At 61.9% G+C, this 16315-nt stretch carries 16 protein-coding genes; 7 read left to right on the top strand and 9 right to left on the bottom strand.

Annotated features, from left to right (window positions below; all coding sequences use genetic code 11):
- Window positions 1-6 precede the first annotated feature (6 nt).
- The gene (locus tag M5B43_RS17790; protein ID WP_248751317.1) at window positions 7-894 is read left to right on the top strand and encodes a neutral zinc metallopeptidase; all 888 of its coding nucleotides are present in this window, start codon (window positions 7-9) and stop codon (window positions 892-894) included.
- Window positions 895-1881 (top strand): alpha/beta hydrolase, encoded by a 987-nt coding sequence (locus M5B43_RS17785; protein ID WP_248751316.1) that lies wholly within the window; start codon window positions 895-897, stop codon window positions 1879-1881.
- 63 nt (window positions 1882-1944) lie between these two features.
- On the opposite strand, the gene M5B43_RS17780 is transcribed toward M5B43_RS17785, so the two are convergent.
- From M5B43_RS17780 to M5B43_RS17770, 3 genes are read right to left on the bottom strand one after another with little or no spacing between them, the layout of a single operon-like run.
- Window positions 1945-2532 (bottom strand): HAD family hydrolase, encoded by a 588-nt coding sequence (locus M5B43_RS17780; protein ID WP_248751315.1) that lies wholly within the window; start codon window positions 2530-2532, stop codon window positions 1945-1947.
- On the bottom strand, window positions 2529-3398 hold the full coding sequence (gene tesB / locus M5B43_RS17775) for an acyl-CoA thioesterase II (protein WP_248751314.1): 870 nt from the start codon (window positions 3396-3398) through the stop codon (window positions 2529-2531). The genes M5B43_RS17780 and tesB overlap by 4 nt, the downstream gene beginning before the upstream one ends.
- Window positions 3399-3436: 38 nt before the next feature.
- Window positions 3437-4006: a GNAT family N-acetyltransferase gene (locus M5B43_RS17770; protein ID WP_248751313.1), complete on the bottom strand. Its 570-nt coding sequence runs from the start codon at window positions 4004-4006 to the stop codon at window positions 3437-3439.
- Window positions 4007-4082: 76 nt separating this feature from the next.
- Here M5B43_RS17770 and M5B43_RS17765 point away from each other — a divergent pair, with 76 nt between their 5' ends.
- Complete coding sequence (locus M5B43_RS17765) at window positions 4083-5003, top strand: histone deacetylase (RefSeq protein WP_248751312.1); 921 nt, start codon at window positions 4083-4085, stop codon at window positions 5001-5003.
- 171 nt (window positions 5004-5174) lie between these two features.
- Window positions 5175-6401, top strand: coding sequence for a TIGR03862 family flavoprotein (locus M5B43_RS17760; RefSeq protein ID WP_248751311.1), 1227 nt, complete (start codon window positions 5175-5177; stop codon window positions 6399-6401).
- Between the two features lie 119 nt (window positions 6402-6520).
- Here M5B43_RS17760 and M5B43_RS17755 read toward each other — a convergent pair whose 3' ends face one another.
- Together M5B43_RS17755 and yedA are read right to left on the bottom strand one after the other, a co-directional pair.
- Window positions 6521-7855 (bottom strand): DEAD/DEAH box helicase, encoded by a 1335-nt coding sequence (locus tag M5B43_RS17755; RefSeq protein WP_248751310.1) that lies wholly within the window; start codon window positions 7853-7855, stop codon window positions 6521-6523.
- Between the two features lie 48 nt (window positions 7856-7903).
- A complete protein-coding gene (yedA, locus tag M5B43_RS17750; RefSeq protein ID WP_248751309.1) occupies window positions 7904-8800 on the bottom strand; it encodes a drug/metabolite exporter YedA in 897 nt (298 codons plus the stop codon).
- Window positions 8801-8961: 161 nt separating this feature from the next.
- On the opposite strand from yedA, the gene M5B43_RS17745 reads away from it, so the two are divergent.
- Complete coding sequence (locus tag M5B43_RS17745; RefSeq protein ID WP_248751308.1) at window positions 8962-9423, top strand: Lrp/AsnC family transcriptional regulator; 462 nt, start codon at window positions 8962-8964, stop codon at window positions 9421-9423.
- Window positions 9424-9766: 343 nt separating this feature from the next.
- On the opposite strand, the gene M5B43_RS17740 is transcribed toward M5B43_RS17745, so the two are convergent.
- The 3 genes from M5B43_RS17740 to M5B43_RS17730 form a co-directional block, all read right to left on the bottom strand.
- Complete coding sequence (locus tag M5B43_RS17740) at window positions 9767-10378, bottom strand: 3'-5' exonuclease (protein WP_248751307.1); 612 nt, start codon at window positions 10376-10378, stop codon at window positions 9767-9769.
- A 42-nt stretch (window positions 10379-10420) separates the two neighbouring features.
- Window positions 10421-10897 carry an NYN domain-containing protein gene (locus M5B43_RS17735; RefSeq protein WP_024077544.1) on the bottom strand — a complete coding sequence of 159 codons (477 nt, stop codon included), beginning with the start codon at window positions 10895-10897 and terminating at the stop codon, window positions 10421-10423.
- A gap of 128 nt (window positions 10898-11025) precedes the next feature.
- On the bottom strand, window positions 11026-11772 hold the full coding sequence (locus tag M5B43_RS17730) for a DUF2076 domain-containing protein (RefSeq protein ID WP_248751306.1): 747 nt from the start codon (window positions 11770-11772) through the stop codon (window positions 11026-11028).
- Between the two features lie 195 nt (window positions 11773-11967).
- Here M5B43_RS17730 and M5B43_RS17725 point away from each other — a divergent pair, with 195 nt between their 5' ends.
- Together M5B43_RS17725 and M5B43_RS17720 are read left to right on the top strand one after the other, a co-directional pair.
- Window positions 11968-12627, top strand: coding sequence for a YciC family protein (locus M5B43_RS17725; RefSeq protein ID WP_248751305.1), 660 nt, complete (start codon window positions 11968-11970; stop codon window positions 12625-12627).
- Between the two features lie 39 nt (window positions 12628-12666).
- Window positions 12667-13755 (top strand): endonuclease/exonuclease/phosphatase family protein, encoded by a 1089-nt coding sequence (locus M5B43_RS17720; protein WP_248751304.1) that lies wholly within the window; start codon window positions 12667-12669, stop codon window positions 13753-13755.
- Here the strand turns inward: M5B43_RS17720 and hrpB are convergent, their stop codons facing one another.
- Complete coding sequence (gene hrpB, locus M5B43_RS17715; protein WP_248751303.1) at window positions 13756-16263, bottom strand: ATP-dependent helicase HrpB; 2508 nt, start codon at window positions 16261-16263, stop codon at window positions 13756-13758.
- Window positions 16264-16315 lie beyond the last annotated feature (52 nt).

Raw genomic sequence — 16315 nt, 5'->3', positions numbered from 1 at the left:
GCTCCCATGCTATGGAAAAAAGGCCGACGCAGCGACAACGTGGTGGATGCCCGCGATGACAGTGGCGGTGGCGGTGGTGGCATGCGCTTTGGTGGCGGCAAGGGCCTGAGCCTGACAGCGATTGTGCTGATCGTGGGCATTGGCTGGCTGACCGGCCAGGACCCGATGCAGATCCTCGGCCAGTTGAGCGGCCAGATGGAGCAGGCACCGTCGGTCAGCACACAGTCGCGCCAGGCGCCGCCGGCCAACGACCAACAAGCCGATTTCGTACGCGCCGTCCTGGGCGACACCGAAGACACCTGGGCCCAGGTGTTCCAGGAAAACGGCCTGGTTTACAAGAACCCGAAACTGATCCTGTTCCGCGGCCGGGTGAACTCCGCCTGCGGTGGCGCGACCTCGGCCAGCGGCCCGTTCTATTGCCCGGCCGACCAACAGGTGTACCTGGACCTGGATTTCTTCCGGGAAATGTCCCAACGCTTCCAGGCTTCCGGTGAATTCGCCCAGGCTTATGTGATCGCCCACGAGGTCGGGCACCACGTACAAACGCTGCTGGGCATCTCGGCCAAGATTCAAGCTGCGCGCCAGCAAGGCATGCAGATGCAAGGCGATGGTGGCCTGCTGGTACGTCAAGAACTGCAAGCCGACTGCTTCGCCGGCGTCTGGGCCAACCGCGCGCAAAAACGCCTGAACTGGCTGGAGCCCGGTGATATTGAAGCCGCACTGAATGCGGCCAACGCCATTGGCGATGACCGTTTGCAACAACAGGGTCAAGGGCGCGTCGTGCCGGACTCGTTTACCCACGGTACCTCGGCGCAGCGGGTTCGCTGGTTCAAGACCGGCTTCGCCCAGGGCCAGATCGCTCAATGCGATACCTTTACCGCGAAGAATCTCTAAATGAACAGACGATTGGGGTTCGTACTGGGGGCGTTAGCCACCTTCTGCGCCAACACGTGGGCCGCCGAGAAAGCGCATGCCATCAACGTGGTCAGCCCTGATCGCTTTCACCTGGAGGCCGGTGACCTCAGCCTGGGGTTGAGCCAGGACTGGAACCAGCCGCTGCCCAACGTCACCCGGGCGTTGATCGTCGTGCACGGGCGCCTGCGCAATGCGCAGACTTACCTCAAAAGCGGCGAAGACGCCGCCGAACACGCAGGGGTTGCCGCCAACACGCTAGTCATCGCGCCGCAGTTTCTCAACACTTCCGACATCCAGCCCAACCACTTGGGCGACCAAGTGCTGCGCTGGAAGGGCGATGACTGGATGGCCGGCACACCCTCGACCGGCCCAGGCCAGATCAGCTCCTACGGCGCCCTCGACGAGATCATCAAGCACTTGGGCAACCGCACGCTGTTCCCGGCACTGAAAGAAATCGTGGTCGCCGGCCATTCCGGCGGTGGCCAGGTGGTGCAGCGCTTCGCCCTCACCGGCCATGACCAGCCGATGCTGCAAACGGCCGGCATCAGCTTGCGTTACGTGGTGGCCAACCCATCGTCCTACGCCTACTTCAGTCCACAGCGGCCGGTGAAGTTCGAGGTCGCCAGCTGCCCTGGCTTCAACGACTGGAAATACGGCATGCAAAACCTGCCGGCGTACGCCAAGGGCCAGAGTGCCGAGCAGCTTGAGCAGACCTACGTGTCACGCAACATCACCTACCTGCTGGGCCAGCAAGACACCGACCCCAACCACCCGGCGCTGGATAAAAGCTGCGAAGCCCAAACCCAGGGCGCGTATCGCCTGATTCGCGGGCACAACTACTTTGACTACCTCAAGCAACGCCATCCGCAGTTGAGCCATAAGCTGGTGGAAGTGCCGGGGGTTGGGCATGACGGGGATAAGATGTTCACCTCGCCGCAGGGAGAGAAGGTGTTGTTCACGCAATAACTGACAACACCGGGTCAACCTTGAGGGCAAAAACCCTCCCACATTTGCCCTCTATTGCCTGGGCTAGATCATTTGGCGCAGCACAGCGCAATCTGCCGCGTGCCAATCCGCCAATTCCGGCCACGGGTTTTCCGGCAAGTTGACCAACACGGTCTTGGTCCCCGCTGCCCGGCCGCAGTCCAGATCAAAGCGGTAATCGCCGACCATCACCATCTCGCTCGGCGCTACACCCCAAGCGGCTGCCAGCTTCAGCAACCCCCCTGGATCCGGCTTGGGCGGCGCGTCGTCACGGCCCAGTACATCCTCGACGGCAAAGCAGTCCGCCAGGCCAATCGCCTCCAACGTCACGTGCGCCAACTCACGCGCATTGCGGGTCAGAATCCCCAGGCGATAACCACGCCCGGCCAGCTCACGCACTAGCTGCACCGCGCCGTCGGCCGCAATCGAACCCAGCGCCAGCTCGCGCTCGTGCTCCAGCAACCAGGCATGCTTGGCCGCCGCAACCGGCGCCGGCAACGCCGCGAGATGCGTGAGGATGTCATCCTCAGGCGGAATTTCCAGCGCCACGCGAATCGCGGCAAAGTCGTGGACGGCCACCGTGAGGGTGCCGTCCATGTCGAATACCCAGTGCTTAACGTCCGCCAGGCTCATGCCCAATCCTTGCGGTGGCGAATCAAGCCTTCCTGGGTCACCGACGCCACCAACTGCCCGGCACGGTTGTACACGCTGCCTCGGGAGAACCCTCGGGAGTTGCCGGCCCACGGGCTGTCCATGGCATAGAGCAGCCAGTCGTCGGCGCGCAGATCGGCGTGGAACCACAACGCGTGGTCGAGACTGGCGACCTGCATGTCTTTTTGCCAAACCGTCTTGCCATGGGGCAGCAACGAGGTGGTCAGCAGGCCAAAGTCCGAGGCATAGGCCAGCAGGTATTTATGCAGCGCCGGCGTTTCAGCCAGGGCGCCGTCGGCACGAAACCATACGTACTTGACCGGGTCGGACGGCTGCGGGTTGAACGGGTCTTTTTCGGTGACCGGGCGAACTTCGATGGGCTTGGGGCACAGCAACTTGTCGCGCATGTGCTCGGGGATCAGGTGCGCACGCTGTTTCGTCAGTTCCAGCTCCGACGGCAGGTTTTCCGGGCCGACCACCACGGGCATGGTGGTCTGGTGTTCAAAGCCCGCTTCGTCGTACTGGAACGAGGCGCTGCAGGTAAAGATCGGGTTGCCCTTCTGGATCGCCGTCACCCGGCGCGTGCTGAAACTGCCGCCGTCGCGCACGCGGTCTACCGAATACACCACCGGCAAGGCCGCATCACCAGGGCGCAGGAAATAGCCGTGCAAGGAATGGACGTGCCGCGCTTCTTCTACCGTCTGGCTGGCCGCCGACAACGACTGGCCGAGCACCTGCCCGCCGAACAGTTGGCGAAAACCCAGGTCCTGGCTGCGGCCGCGAAAGAGGTTTTCCTCAATCGGTTCCAGGGTCAGCAAGTCCACCAGATCTTCCAATACTTGGCTCATAAAGCAACTCCTACAATCAATAGGGCATTCCGGGCTGCTTATCCGTGCAGCGTGTCCAACCATTGGGCGCGGGTGATGCGGTACAAAACATGATGGCGCAGCGGATCATCGGCTGCGACCTTGGGGTGTTCAAAATCTGCCAGCGGATCGTAATGCATACCGATGGCTTGCATGACTTTTTGTGATGGCAGATTGGTTTCGGTGGTAAAGGCGAGCATCTCATCCAGCTGCAGGCGGTCGAAACCACAACGCAGGGCGGTCCAGGCGGCTTCACTGGCATAACCCAGGCCCCAATGTTCGCGGGCCAGGCGCCAGCCGATTTCCACCGCCGGGGTAAAGCCTGCTTCAAAATTGACATTCTGCAGCCCGGTCAGGCCGATAAATTCGCCGGTATCCTTGCGCTGCAAGGCCCAAAAGCCAAAGCCATATTCGGCGAAATGCCCGCGAATACGGCCGATCAACGCGGCGCTTTCCAAATGGCTCAACTTGGCCGGGAAATAGCGCATGACCTGTGAGTCTGCGCACATGCGCGCAAATTCCGGCAGATCGCTGTCGCGCCATTGGCGCAGTACCAGACGTGCGCTTTCCAATTCCAATATCGGCTCCATGGGTCCCCCTGCCTTGCCATGTGCGTGAGTGTACAGCGCTGGTAAGATCCTTCGCAGATTCCCGTCAGAAAATCCCATGCCTTTGCCATTGATCTACCACGATGACTACAGCCCTGAGTTCCCGGGAGACCACCGGTTCCCGATGGACAAGTTTCGCCTGTTGCGTGACCACCTGGTGGACAGCGGCCTGACCCAGGACAGCCAACTGCTACGCCCGTCGTTGTGCCCAGCAGAGATTCTGGCCCTTGCCCATGAACCTGGGTATATCGCGCGCTACATGAGCGGCGAATTATCCCGCGAAGACCAACGGCGCCTCGGCCTGCCCTGGAGCGAAGCACTGGCCCAGCGCACCGTGCGTGCGGTGGGCGGTTCGATACTGGCGGCGGAACAAGCCCTCGAACATGGGCTGGCCTGCCACCTGGCGGGTGGCACCCATCACGCCCACTACGATTACCCGGCGGGCTTTTGCATCTTTAATGACTTGGCGGTGATCAGCCATTACCTGCTGGCCAGCGGCCGGGTCAACCGCGTACTGATCTTCGACTGCGACGTGCATCAGGGCGACGGCACCGCGCGTATCCTGCACGACACGGCAGATGCCATCACTGTTTCGCTGCACTGCGAAAAGAACTTCCCCGCACGCAAAGCCCAGAGTGACTGGGACATTCCCTTGCCCATGGGCATGGGCGACGCCGATTACCTCAAGGTGGTGGACGACGCACTCAACTATTTGCTGCCGCTCTACCAGCCCGACCTGGTGCTCTACGACGCCGGCGTGGATGTGCATAAGGATGATGCCCTCGGTTACCTCAAACTGACCGACGCAGGCGCCGCCGCCCGCGATGAAAGCGTCATGCGCCACTGCCTGGGTCGCGACATCCCCGTGATGGGCGTGATCGGCGGCGGCTACAGCAAGGACCGCCCAGCCTTGGCCCGCCGCCACGGTATCCTGCACCACAGCGCCCAGCGGGTGTGGACGTCATCAGGTTGTCATTGAAGCGTGAGCGTTACCCACAATGCCTGTGGAACGGCCTGTGGATAACTTGAGTGTAAGGGGCTGAAACCGAGCAGCCGTATGGCTTGTAGGAAAGTGTACATTTTTTGATCAGGCAGCCACGCTGTCGTCGGGTAGAATGCTCGGCCTATTCAAGCGACCGTGGCCCTACCCATGCCCCAGACCCCTCCTCAACACGTTACCGTTATCGGCGGCGGCCCTGCCGGGCTGATGGCTGCCGAAGTCTTGAGCCAGGCGGGCGTGCGGGTGGACCTGTATGACGGCATGCCGTCAGTGGGGCGCAAATTCCTGCTCGCGGGTGTGGGTGGCATGAACATCACCCATTCCGAGGCATACCCGGCTTTCCTCTCACGCTATGCCGAACGCGCGCCGCATATGGCGCCGTTGTTGCGGGCGTTTGGTGCCGAAGCGTTGTGCGAATGGATCCACGGCCTGGGCATTGAAACCTTTGTCGGCACTTCCGGGCGCGTCTTTCCTACGGACATGAAAGCTGCCCCGCTGCTGCGCGCGTGGCTCAAGCGCCTGCGGGACCAAGGCGTGGTTATCCACACCCGGCATCGTTGGTTGGGCTGGAACACGAATGGCGATCTACTTATCCACAGCCCCGATGGCGAAAAAACCATCCGCAGCGAGGCTGTGCTGCTGGCCCTCGGTGGGGGCAGTTGGTCACGCCTGGGCTCCGATGGCAGCTGGCTCAAGCGGCTGGAAGACAAAGGCGTACCCTGCGCCCCGCTGCAACCCAGCAACTGCGGTTTCGAGGTGTCGGGTTGGAGCGAATTGATGGTCAGCAAATTCGCTGGGGCACCGTTGAAAAACGTCGCCATCGGCCTGGCGGACGACAAACCTCGGCTGGGGGAATGTGTGGTCACCGCCACGGGGATCGAGGGCAGCTTGATCTACGCGCTGTCGGCGCCGATTCGCGAGGCAATCAACCGCGACGGCTCAGCCACTGTGCATATCGATTTACTGCCGAGCAAGGCGCTGGATAAGGTCCAGGCGGCCTTGGCCAAGCCGCGTGGCTCGCGGTCGATGAGCAAGCATTTGCACAGCCAGTTGGGGTTGGATGGGGTCAAGGCTGCACTTTTGCGCGAGTTGGCACCGGCTGATCACTTCAACGATCCGCTGCAGTTGGCGGCGGCTATCAAGGCGTTGCCGCTGAAATTGGTAAAGACGCGGCCCATGGACGAAGCCATCAGCACCGCAGGCGGCGTGCCGTTTGAGGCGTTGGATGAGCGGCTGATGCTCAAGCCATTGCCTGGGGTGTTTTGCGCGGGGGAAATGCTGGATTGGGAGGCGCCGACGGGTGGGTATTTGCTGACCGGCTGTTTTGCCAGTGGCCGAGCGGCTGGGCGCGGCATGCTGGAGTGGCTTAACCGCTGAGATCTGCGCTGGGTTTGAGTCTGCTATCGGGAGCAAGCCCCCTCCCACAGGTTGAATGTATTCACAGATCAAAATGTGGGGGCTTGCTCACGAAGGGGCCATCAAAGCCCCCTAAAAGCTTACTTTTTCTTACGCGGCCCGGTATTGAATACCGGCACCTTGCGCACCGGCTTGATCGACGGCTCTGCCGGTGCCACTTCGCCACTGTCCACCCATTTGCCCAGGTTGCGCTTACCGCCGCCGCCCGACGCCTTAGGCTTCTTCGGCTTTTTCGGCTTCTTGACCACCTGCCCACTGGCATCGGTATCCGGCACGCGGTGCTCCGGTTCGAAGTCCGGCTCCATCTTGCGGGTCAAGGTCTGACGCGTCAGCATCTCGATGGCCGACAGCATGTTCACTTCATCGGCACACACCAGGGAAATCGCCTCACCGGTATTGCCCGCCCGGCCCGTACGGCCGATCCGGTGGATGTAGTCCTCGGCCACAATCGGCAGGTCAAAGTTGACCACCAGGGGCAAGTCTTCAATATCCAGGCCACGAGCCGCCACGTCGGTGGCCACCAGGATCTGCACGTCGCTGGATTTGAAGCGATCCAGCGCGCGTTGGCGCGTGGCTTGCGGCTTATCACCATGGATGCCGTCGGCATTGATGCCCAGGCCCTGCAGCTTATCCACCAGCGCATCCACGCCGTTACGGGTCTTGGCGAACACCAGCACCTGCTTCCAGCGGCCTTTGCGCATCAGGTGCACAAACAGTTCCGGCTTGCGCTTCTTGTCCACCGGCACCACCCATTGCTTGACGGTGTTGGCGGCGACGTTGCGCGGGCTGACTTCAATGCTCAGCGGGTCGTTGAGCATCTGCCCGGCGAGCGTGCGGATGTCGTCGGAGAAGGTCGCGGAGAACAGCAAGGTCTGGCGCTTTTTCGGCAGCATGCGGTAGATGTTCGCCAGTTCTTCGGAGAAGCCCAGGTCGAGCATGCGGTCGGCTTCATCCAGCACCAGGGTTTGCAACTGGTTGAGTTTCAGCGCGTTCTGGCGGAACAGGTCGATCAGGCGGCCAGGCGTGGCGACCAGCACGTCAACGCCCTTGCGCAGCTTCATCATCTGCGGGTTGATGCTCACGCCACCGTACACCGCGTAAGTGGTCAACGGCAGGTGTTGGGCGTACTCGGCGACGCTGGCGTGAACCTGCTCGGCCAACTCGCGAGTTGGGCACAGAATCAGCGCACGTGCGGAGTTGGCGGCGACTTTCGGCCCTTCCAGGGTCAGCAATTGCAGGAGCGGCACGGCGAAACCGGCGGTCTTGCCGGTGCCGGTCTGGGCCGCAGCCATCAGGTCGCGACCGGCCAGCACCGCCGGAATGGCTTGCGCCTGTACCGGCGTCGGGGTCTGGTAGCCAAGCGTCTCAAGGGCGCGCAGCAAGGGTTCGATCAGGCCAAGGGTGGCGAAAGTCATGTGTTTACCGTAGGAAAAATTCAGCGCAAGGGCGTAATGCGCGGCAGTTTACCTTATTTCCGGCTTGGGCTTGCGCCACTGGGGCAGGCTGATCAGCAGCACAGCGCTGATAATCACCAACATCGCCAACGCCTCTTCCTTGCCGATGGTTTCACCAACGAACACAATCCCCAGCAACACCGCCACCGCCGGGTTCACATAGGCATAGCTGGTCGCCGCCGCCGGGCGCACATGCTTAAGCAGGTACATGTAGGCATTGAAGGCGATGATCGAGCCGAACACCGCCAGGTACGCCAGGGCCAGCCACCCTTCAACCGGCGGCATGGCATGCAGGCGTTCACCCGTCAGTGCGCTGCCGACCAGCAACAAGACACCGGCAATCAGCATTTCCGCCGCACTGGCCATGGCCCCGGCAGGCAGCGGCAAATGCCGGCTCCACACCGAACCGAACGCCCACGAAGCAGCGGCAAACAGCAGCAAGGCCGCACCGGTCGGGCTTGATTGCAGGTTGGAGCCCATGTTGAGCATGGCGATGCCGATAATCCCCAGGATCACCCCGGCCCACTCCAGGCGGGTATTACGCGCCCCCCAGAAATACCCGCACAACAAGGTAAACAACGGCACCGTCGCCACCGCCAGTGCCGCCACACCAGACGCCACGCCCGTGTGTTCGGCCACGGTCACGGCACCATTGCCGAAGGTCAACAGCAAAATGCCAATCTTGCCGGCGGCTTTCCACTGCACCCACGTCGGCGCAGGCACCCCGCGCCAGCGCAAAAAGCCATACATCGCCGCCCCTGCCACCAAGAAACGAATCCCGCCCAGCATAAACGGTGGCCAGTATTCAACGCCGATTCGAATCACCAGGTAGGTGGAGCCCCAGATCACATACAACGCAAAAAAGGCGGCGATCAACGGTAAGGAAAAGCGACGTGGGCCAGGCATTGGGAGGCTCTAAAGGCTGGAGAGGGGAGGCTTATTCTAAAAAGGCAGGTACTTAAACATAAGTTACAAAACCTGTTTAAAACGCCAATACACTTTTCAAAGCATGGTTGTGAAGGCTATAACCCATGCTTTCGAAAGCCACCCGCGCCAGGAGCCTTACCATGGACAAATACGACCGCATGCTCCTCAGTGCCCTGCTCGAAGACGGCCGTGCTTCCTACGCGCAACTGGCCCGCATCGTAAACCTCTCAGCCCCTGCCGTGGCCGAACGTGTGGCCAAGCTCGAAGCCAGCGGCGTGATCACCGGTTACCAGGCCAAGGTAGACCTGTCCAAAATCGGCCTGCCGATCCAGTGCACGATCGAACTGCGCCTGACCAATCATGGTAGCCAGAAGGTCTACGACGCCCTGGCGGAAATTCCCGAACTGACTGAATGCCACCGGGTCACGGGCGACCCGTGCGTGATCATGCAAGCGGCGGTGGGTTCGATGCCAGAGCTGGAGAACTTGATCAATCGCGTGGCCAAGTTCGGGTTCAGCAAAACCTCGATCATTTTGTCGAGCGCCATAGAGCGGCGGGTGCCGTTGGGGCAGCTGGAGGGGAATGGAAAAAACGCTGGCTGACCCGCCGCTATCGGGGGCAAGCCCCCTCCCACAGTAGTCCGCGTTGCCTGAGCTACACGCGTTCACCTGTGGGAGCTGGCTTGCCTGCGATCGCGTCAGCGGCCGCGCTGCATAGTTGAGCGCTCAACGATCAGATCGACGAACAGCTGAATCACCTTTTCGCTGATTTCGATTCTCATCAGATCAATTTCCTTTTCGCCGACAACGCGTCGGATATTAAATGCCTATTGCGCGGTGGAGATGGCGAAGAGGGTGGTGGACCAGGCGTTGGTGTGCGCACAGCCTCGATAAGCGACGCATCACTAAATGTGGAGTTTCATTGGTCTTGAAAAGGCGCTCTGGGTCAGAACCCGCGATGTTTCTTAAGGTGCTCATTGATCTTCGCCGCCGGTACTTTCTGCAAGGTGCACAGCAGGTCGTGGGACAGCTCACGCAGCCCGTGCTTGCTCCGCAGTTCCTGGGCCAGGTGGGCCGTCAGGTTGGCGGCCATCTCCGCATCCGCCAGCGCCCGGTGGGCCTGGCCGGTGTGGGGCAGTTGGGCGTAGCTGTTGAGGGTGCCGAGCTTGTGGTTCGGCGCAGCCGGCATCAAGCGGCGGGCCAGCAACAGGGAGCAGGCAAATTTTTGCAGGCGGGTGCGGCGGATCAGGCCGAGCTCAAAGTCCCAGAACTTCTGGTCGAACGCGGCGTTGTGCGCCATCAACGGCGTGGTGCCGACGAATTCATTCACCTCGTTCATCACCCGCTCGGCAGGTGGCGCCGTGCGCAGCATGGCGTTGCTGATGCCGGTGAGTTGCTCGATGAAACCCGGTACGCGCACGCCTGCATTCATCAGGCTCTGGTAGCGGTCCACGATCTGACCACGTTCGAGGATGACCACCGCGATTTCCGTGGCCCGGCAGTGGCTGCTGGGGGTGATGCCGGTGGTTTCAAAGTCGATGACAGCTATACGTTCCAAACCTGTTTCAACTCCGTCTAACCATTTATTGCGCCGCAGCGCTTATTTGAGTAACAGCGCGCCTTCGATCGGTACGTAGCGGCTGGCGGCACGTATCAATGAGTTGGCCGTCAGCCCCGGCACACCGTAGGCCACGGCTTCCACGCCATGCTTGTGGATGATGCGGTCGAGCAGCATGTCGAAGTCACCGTCGCCGGAGGCCAGGACGATTTCGTCGACATGGTCGGCGGCGTCCATGATGTCGATGGTAATGCCCACGTCCCAGTCGCCCTTGGCCGAGCCGTCGCTGCGCTGGATATAGGGTTTGAGTTTTACCGTAAAGCCCAGGTTGCGCAGGATCTGCTGGAATTGCTGCTGCTTGCTGTCGCCCCGGTCGATGGCATAGGCGTATGCCTCGACGATCTGGCCGCGCGAGCTGATGTCAGCCCACAGGGCGGCATAGTTGAAGTGGCAACCATAGGCTTGGCGCACGGTGTAGTAGAGGTTTTGTACATCGGCGAACACTGCAATTTTCTTCACCGCACTTCCCCATGGCTGCCGCTTGGACCTCGAACGCGCAGGTCCGCAAAGGCGCCAGTATGCCAGCCACGGGAAGGTTTCCGAGAAAAATCAGCCCGGGGCGACGAAGCGCCCCGGTTGAGTGTGGGTCAGACGAAGGAGTCGTCGTCGCCGAAGGAGGAGTCGTCGTCGGCAAAACTGTCGGCATTATCGCTGCCCCAGCTGTCGTTGCCGGCAAATTTCTGGTCGTCGTTGCCCCAGTTGCTGGTATCGCTGGCAGGCGCCGGCTCTTCGCGGATGATTTCTTCCACGACTTGCGGCTGTTGCGAGTTGTGGTTGAACAGGCTGCTGATGCCTTCTGCCAGCATCACACCACCGGCCACGCCCGCAGCGGTTTTCAGCGCACCACCGAGGAAGCCACTGCCGATAGGTGCTGCGGGCGCGGGCGGCTGCTGATAGTTCTGTTGCGGGGCAGCGTAGTTTTGTTGCGGTACAGGCTGCCCGAAAGACGGCCGCGCCGGCTCACGCCAGCCGCCGCTGGAAGCGGGTGGAGCACTCTGCGTCGGTTGGGGCTCACGGGAACCGCCACCGAAGATGCTTGACAGAAAGCCGCCGCTGCTCGGCGCCGGTTGTGCCGTTTGCGAGCGGGCTTGTTGCAACTCGTCCTGCAGTTGCTGGATCTGTTGTGCCTGCTGCTTGTTCTGCGCGTCGAGACTCTTGATCGCGTGCTCTTGCACCAGGATCGACTGGGTCATGTAGTACCCGGCGGCCGGTTGACGCGTCATGTGCTCCTTGATCCGCGCTTCGGCCAGGGCGTCGCGGGGGGCTGAGTCCGTTTCGGCTTGTTGCAACCGTGAAAACAGTCCATCGATCAGGGTTTGCTCTTCGCTGTTCATGGCGACCTCGTTAGATTGCCGGTAGAAATCATAGGCCCGCCTGTATTCAGGCTGGGCATTGTACGAATAGGTACGCACTAGTTATGGGGGTGTTACTAGACGTTTCAATGGTCTTTACGAAAGGTTTACGTTTGCTTACCTCTCGTCATGATCGGTTAAAGTGTCGTCCTTGCTTTTCGGCCTGCGATGAACCTGATGAATCCGTTAGACGTGCTGCGCGACTCCTTTCGTTTTACCCAACGCAACCTGGGCGCCATCGTCCAGCTCTGCCTGCCGTTGGTGGTCCTCGAAGCCCTGCTGCAACAGGTGCTCGACCACACGCTGGGCCCGGATGCCTTCCCCGGCTACAGCGTGGTGGTGGGCTTGCTGGTGTATCCGCTGTACACCGGTGCCTTGATCCTGTTTCTCGACGCCCGCACCCGTGGCGAGTCGCCGCGCACCCGGGATGTATGGGCGATGGCCCTGACCCTGTGGCCGCGCTTCGCCTTGCTGACGGCCATGAGCACCTTGCTGATATTGCTGGGACTGTCGCTGTATTTCCTGCCGGGCCTGTGGTTGATGGTGGTGCTGGCGTTTGCCGAATACCTGCTGGTGCTGCGCGGCATGCCGGCCTTGGCGGCCATGAAGGAAAGTTTTCGCCTGACCCGTGGGCATTTCTGGCGAATCCTGGTGTGCCTGCTGTGCGTGATGACGCCGCTGTGGCTGCTCAAGGGCGCCAGCGTGTCGGCCTACCCCCATCCCGCACCGCTGCTGGGGCTGCTGATCGACAGTGCCCACAGTTTCCTGCAACTGTTTACCAGCGTGGTGCTGTTCCGTTTATTCATGTTGATCGGTGGCGATGCCGACGCGCGGTGATATGCTCCGTGCCACCCTGAAACGCTATAAGCCGAGCCGATGACCCGTTTATTGCGCATCACCCTGTTGAGCCTGTTGATCATTGCCAGCCTGCTGGCGGCCCTGATCTACAGCCTGACCTGGCGCCCTGCCGACAAAGAAATCCTGCCCGTCAGTTGCGTCGCGCCCCGTGCGCCGACCCTGCTGCCGGGGCAAGCGCTCAAGGTCATGACCTGGAACGTGCAATACCTGGCCGGCAAAAACTACGTGTTCTGGTACGACACTGCCGACGGCAGCGGCCCGGATGACCGGCCGACCCTCGAAGACATGGCTTCAAGCCTGGATGAAGTGTCCCGGGTGATTCGCGACGAACAGCCCGACATCCTGCTGTTGCAGGAACTCGACGAAGGCGCCAAGCCTTCTCACTATCAGGACCAGATGGCACTGCTCCAGGAGCGTCTCGTCGACCTTTACCCGTGCAGCGCGCAAGCCTTCGACTGGAAAGCCGATTTTGTCCCCAGCCTGCATATCTTCGGCAGCGTCGGCCGCAAACTGGTCACCCTCAGCCGCTACCAGATCGAACATGCCGAACGCCTGCAACTGCCCGTCTCTGCGGCCAACGTCATCAGCCGGCAGTTCCAGCCCAAACCGGCCTTGCTGTTGACGTACCTGCCCTTGAGCGACGGCGGCCAACTGGCTGTGCTCAATACGCGCCTGGATGACGCTGCGCCAGGGCGCTCAGCGGTGCAGGAGCAAACCCAAGCGACGGTGAAGTTGTTGGATAAGCTCGAAAGCCGTGGCACACCATGGCTGATCGGCGGCGATTTCAACTTGCTGCCATTGGGGCAGTTCCTGCGCCTGGATGCCGATAAGCGCGGGCAGTATTCGCCAGACAGTGAGCTGCATCTGCTGTGGGACAAATACCCGATGATCCCGAGCAACAGTGAGTCCAGTGGGATTGACCGTGAACAATGGCTGACGCACTTCCCGAATGACCCGAGCCTCGATGGCCCGGATCGCACCGTCGATTACCTGTTCTACAGCCCGCGCATCAAACGGTTGGAGGCGAAGGTGCGGCAAGAGGATACCTTGCGTATTTCCAACCATTTGCCAGTGATTGCGCGGTTTCTGTTGCCGGCTGCGCAGTAGTTATTTCCGAGGTTTGATCCGCGCAGTCGCTTCGGCCACCAACGGATCATCCGGCCAGTAATGCTTGGGATAGCGGCCCTTCAAATCCTTCTTCACCTCGGCGTAAGTGCTGCGCCAGAAGTTCGCCAGGTCCTGGGTCACTTGCACCGGGCGCCGTGCCGGGGACAGCAAGTGCAACTTCACCACCTGGCGCCCACCGGCAATGCGTGGCGTATCTGCCAACCCAAACAGTTCCTGCAGGCGCACCGCCAGAATCGGCGGCTGTTCGCTGTAATCCAAACGCACCGACGAACCCGATGGCACTTTCACATGCTGCGGCGCCCATTCGTCGAGACGCTGGGGCAACGGCCACGGCAACAGGTTATGCAGGAAGCTGGAGATATCCAGGTTGGCGAAATGGCTCAGGCGCGAGACTTTGCCCAGGTAGGGCATGAGCCAGTGTTCCAGGCTGGCCAACAACGCACGGTCACTGACATCCGGCCATTCGCTGGTTTTACCCGCATCCAGATGGCGCAGCAGTAGGACGCGCGCTTGCCATTGGCGCAGTTCAGGCGTCCATGGCAGCAACTCCAAGCCTTTGCGGCGAACCAGGTTGACCAATGCCTGGCTGCGGGCGCTTTCATCAAGGCCGGTCAGGGGTTCACGGCTCAGCACCAGTTCACCGACTTTGCGCTGGCGCTCGGCGCGCAACACGCCCTCGCGCTCGTCCCAGTCCAGTTGATCGACGTTGCGCACTTGCTCGGCAAGCACGGTGTCGAACAGTGCCGGATCAAAGTCCGCCGCGAGGTAGATGCGTTCTTCGCGCTGGCCCTGGCGGCTGCCCAGGTCGGCAATCACCAGCCAGGGTTGTTTCATCAAGCTGTCGGCCTCGGCGAACAACGCCGCGCGGCCGTTGGCCAAGCGATATTCAGCGCCACCGGGGCGGCGCTGCTGGGCGACGCGGTCCGGGTAAGCCAGCGCCAGCAAGGCGCCGAGCCAGCGTGGGTGGTCGGGGTCGGTGACTGGCACAGTGGGCTTGCCTCGCAAGTAGCCCCGGTATTGGCGGGCGAGTTGCTTGGCACGTTGCACGCCGCCTTGGCTGCCGCGCGCGCGTTCTTCACCGGACATCAGCGCCAGGCGGCTATGCAAATCGGCGCCGCCGCCACGCAAAATATCACGCTCGCCCAACAGCGCCGCGACATCACAGGCCGTCGCGGCGAGCCCCAGGTCCTGGCCACGCAGCAACAGATGAGCAATACGCGGGTGGGCCGGCAGCGCCGCCATTTTCTGGCCATGGGCGGTCAGTGTGTCGTCACTCAAGGCGCCGAGGCGTTGCAGCAGATCCTGAGCCTGGGCATAGGCGGCACTCGGTGGCACGTCCAACCAAACCAACTGCGCGGGCGTGACACCCCAGCGTGCCAGTTGCAAGGCCAAACCGGCCAAGTCAGCCGCCAGGATCTCTGCACTGCCATAGGCCGCCAGCCCTTCATGCTGGTCTTCAGACCACAAGCGATAACACACCCCCGGCTCCAGGCGCCCTGCCCGGCCCGCGCGCTGGGTGGCACTGGCGCGGGAGATACGCTGGGTGTCGAGGCGGGTCATACCGCTGCCGGGATCGAAACGCGGCACCCGCGCCAACCCTGCGTCGATCACCACACGCACGCCGTTGATGGTCAAGCTGGTCTCAGCGATGTTGGTCGCCAGCACCACTTTGCGTTTGCCGGCGGGTGCCGGGTCGATGGCGGCGCGCTGGGCGTTGAGGTCCAGTTCGCCATGCAGTGGGCACAGCAGCACATCGTCGCGCTCGCCCAAGGCGTCGGCCAGTTGCTGGTGGACCCGGCGAATCTCGGCCTGCCCCGGCAAGAACACCAGCACGCTGCCGGTTTCGTCATGCAGGGCTTCGAGCACCGTCTGCAGCACACGCGGCTCGATAAACTCTCCGGTCTGGTACGGCCGCCCCCAACGCATCTGCACCGGGAACATGCGCCCTTCGCTGCGCAGGATCGGCGCATCCTCCAGCAGGCTGGCCAGGCGCTCGCCTTCAAGGGTGGCGGACATCAGCAGGATTTTCAGCGGTTGTTCATCGCGAAACAGCTCGCGCCCGTTGAGGCTCAGGGCCAACGCCAGGTCGGCATCGAGGCTGCGTTCGTGGAATTCGTCGAAGATCAACAGGCCCACGCCTTCCAATGCGGGGTCGTCCTGCAACCGACGGGTGAGAATACCTTCGGTGACCACTTCGATACGCGTGTTGGGGCCAACCTTACTGTCGAGGCGGATACGGTAGCCGACGGTCTCACCGACCTTCTCGCCCAGCTCGCTGGCCAGCCGCTCGGCGGCGGCACGTGCGGCCAGCCGCCGGGGCTCGAGCATCAGGATGGTTTGCCCGGCCAGCCAGGGCTCATTGAGCAGCGCAAGGGGGACACGGGTGGTTTTACCGGCCCCTGGCGGAGCTTCAAGTACGGCGTTATCACGGGCATTCAGAGCATTGCGCAGAGCTGGCAAAATGGAATCTATGGGCAACGAGTTCATGACGGCTCCAAGGCTGGTCGCCGATTGTAACGGCGAACCGGCCTTGTTCCAC

It is taken from the genome of Pseudomonas sp. MWU15-20650 (assembly GCF_023242475.1).
Classification (GTDB): Bacteria; Pseudomonadota; Gammaproteobacteria; order Pseudomonadales; family Pseudomonadaceae; genus Aquipseudomonas.
The sequence above is the reverse complement of the archived record's forward strand: the minus strand, read 5'-3'. Positions and strand labels throughout refer to the sequence as shown.

Bases quoted from the DNA above. Each gene is read 5' to 3' on its own strand.
- M5B43_RS17790 (WP_248751317.1), top strand. From the start codon at position 7: ATGCTATGGAAAAAAGGCCGACGCAGCGACAACGTGGTGGATGCCCGC.
- M5B43_RS17785 (WP_248751316.1), top strand. From the start codon at position 895: ATGAACAGACGATTGGGGTTCGTACTGGGGGCGTTAGCCACCTTCTGC.
- M5B43_RS17780 (WP_248751315.1), bottom strand. From the start codon at position 2,532: ATGAGCCTGGCGGACGTTAAGCACTGGGTATTCGACATGGACGGCACC.
- tesB (WP_248751314.1), bottom strand. From the start codon at position 3,398: ATGAGCCAAGTATTGGAAGATCTGGTGGACTTGCTGACCCTGGAACCG.
- M5B43_RS17770 (WP_248751313.1), bottom strand. From the start codon at position 4,006: ATGGAGCCGATATTGGAATTGGAAAGCGCACGTCTGGTACTGCGCCAA.
- M5B43_RS17765 (WP_248751312.1), top strand. From the start codon at position 4,083: ATGCCTTTGCCATTGATCTACCACGATGACTACAGCCCTGAGTTCCCG.
- M5B43_RS17760 (WP_248751311.1), top strand. From the start codon at position 5,175: ATGCCCCAGACCCCTCCTCAACACGTTACCGTTATCGGCGGCGGCCCT.
- M5B43_RS17755 (WP_248751310.1), bottom strand. From the start codon at position 7,855: ATGACTTTCGCCACCCTTGGCCTGATCGAACCCTTGCTGCGCGCCCTT.
- yedA (WP_248751309.1), bottom strand. From the start codon at position 8,800: ATGCCTGGCCCACGTCGCTTTTCCTTACCGTTGATCGCCGCCTTTTTT.
- M5B43_RS17745 (WP_248751308.1), top strand. From the start codon at position 8,962: ATGGACAAATACGACCGCATGCTCCTCAGTGCCCTGCTCGAAGACGGC.
- M5B43_RS17730 (WP_248751306.1), bottom strand. From the start codon at position 11,772: ATGAACAGCGAAGAGCAAACCCTGATCGATGGACTGTTTTCACGGTTG.
- M5B43_RS17725 (WP_248751305.1), top strand. From the start codon at position 11,968: ATGAATCCGTTAGACGTGCTGCGCGACTCCTTTCGTTTTACCCAACGC.
- M5B43_RS17720 (WP_248751304.1), top strand. From the start codon at position 12,667: ATGACCCGTTTATTGCGCATCACCCTGTTGAGCCTGTTGATCATTGCC.
- hrpB (WP_248751303.1), bottom strand. From the start codon at position 16,263: ATGAACTCGTTGCCCATAGATTCCATTTTGCCAGCTCTGCGCAATGCT.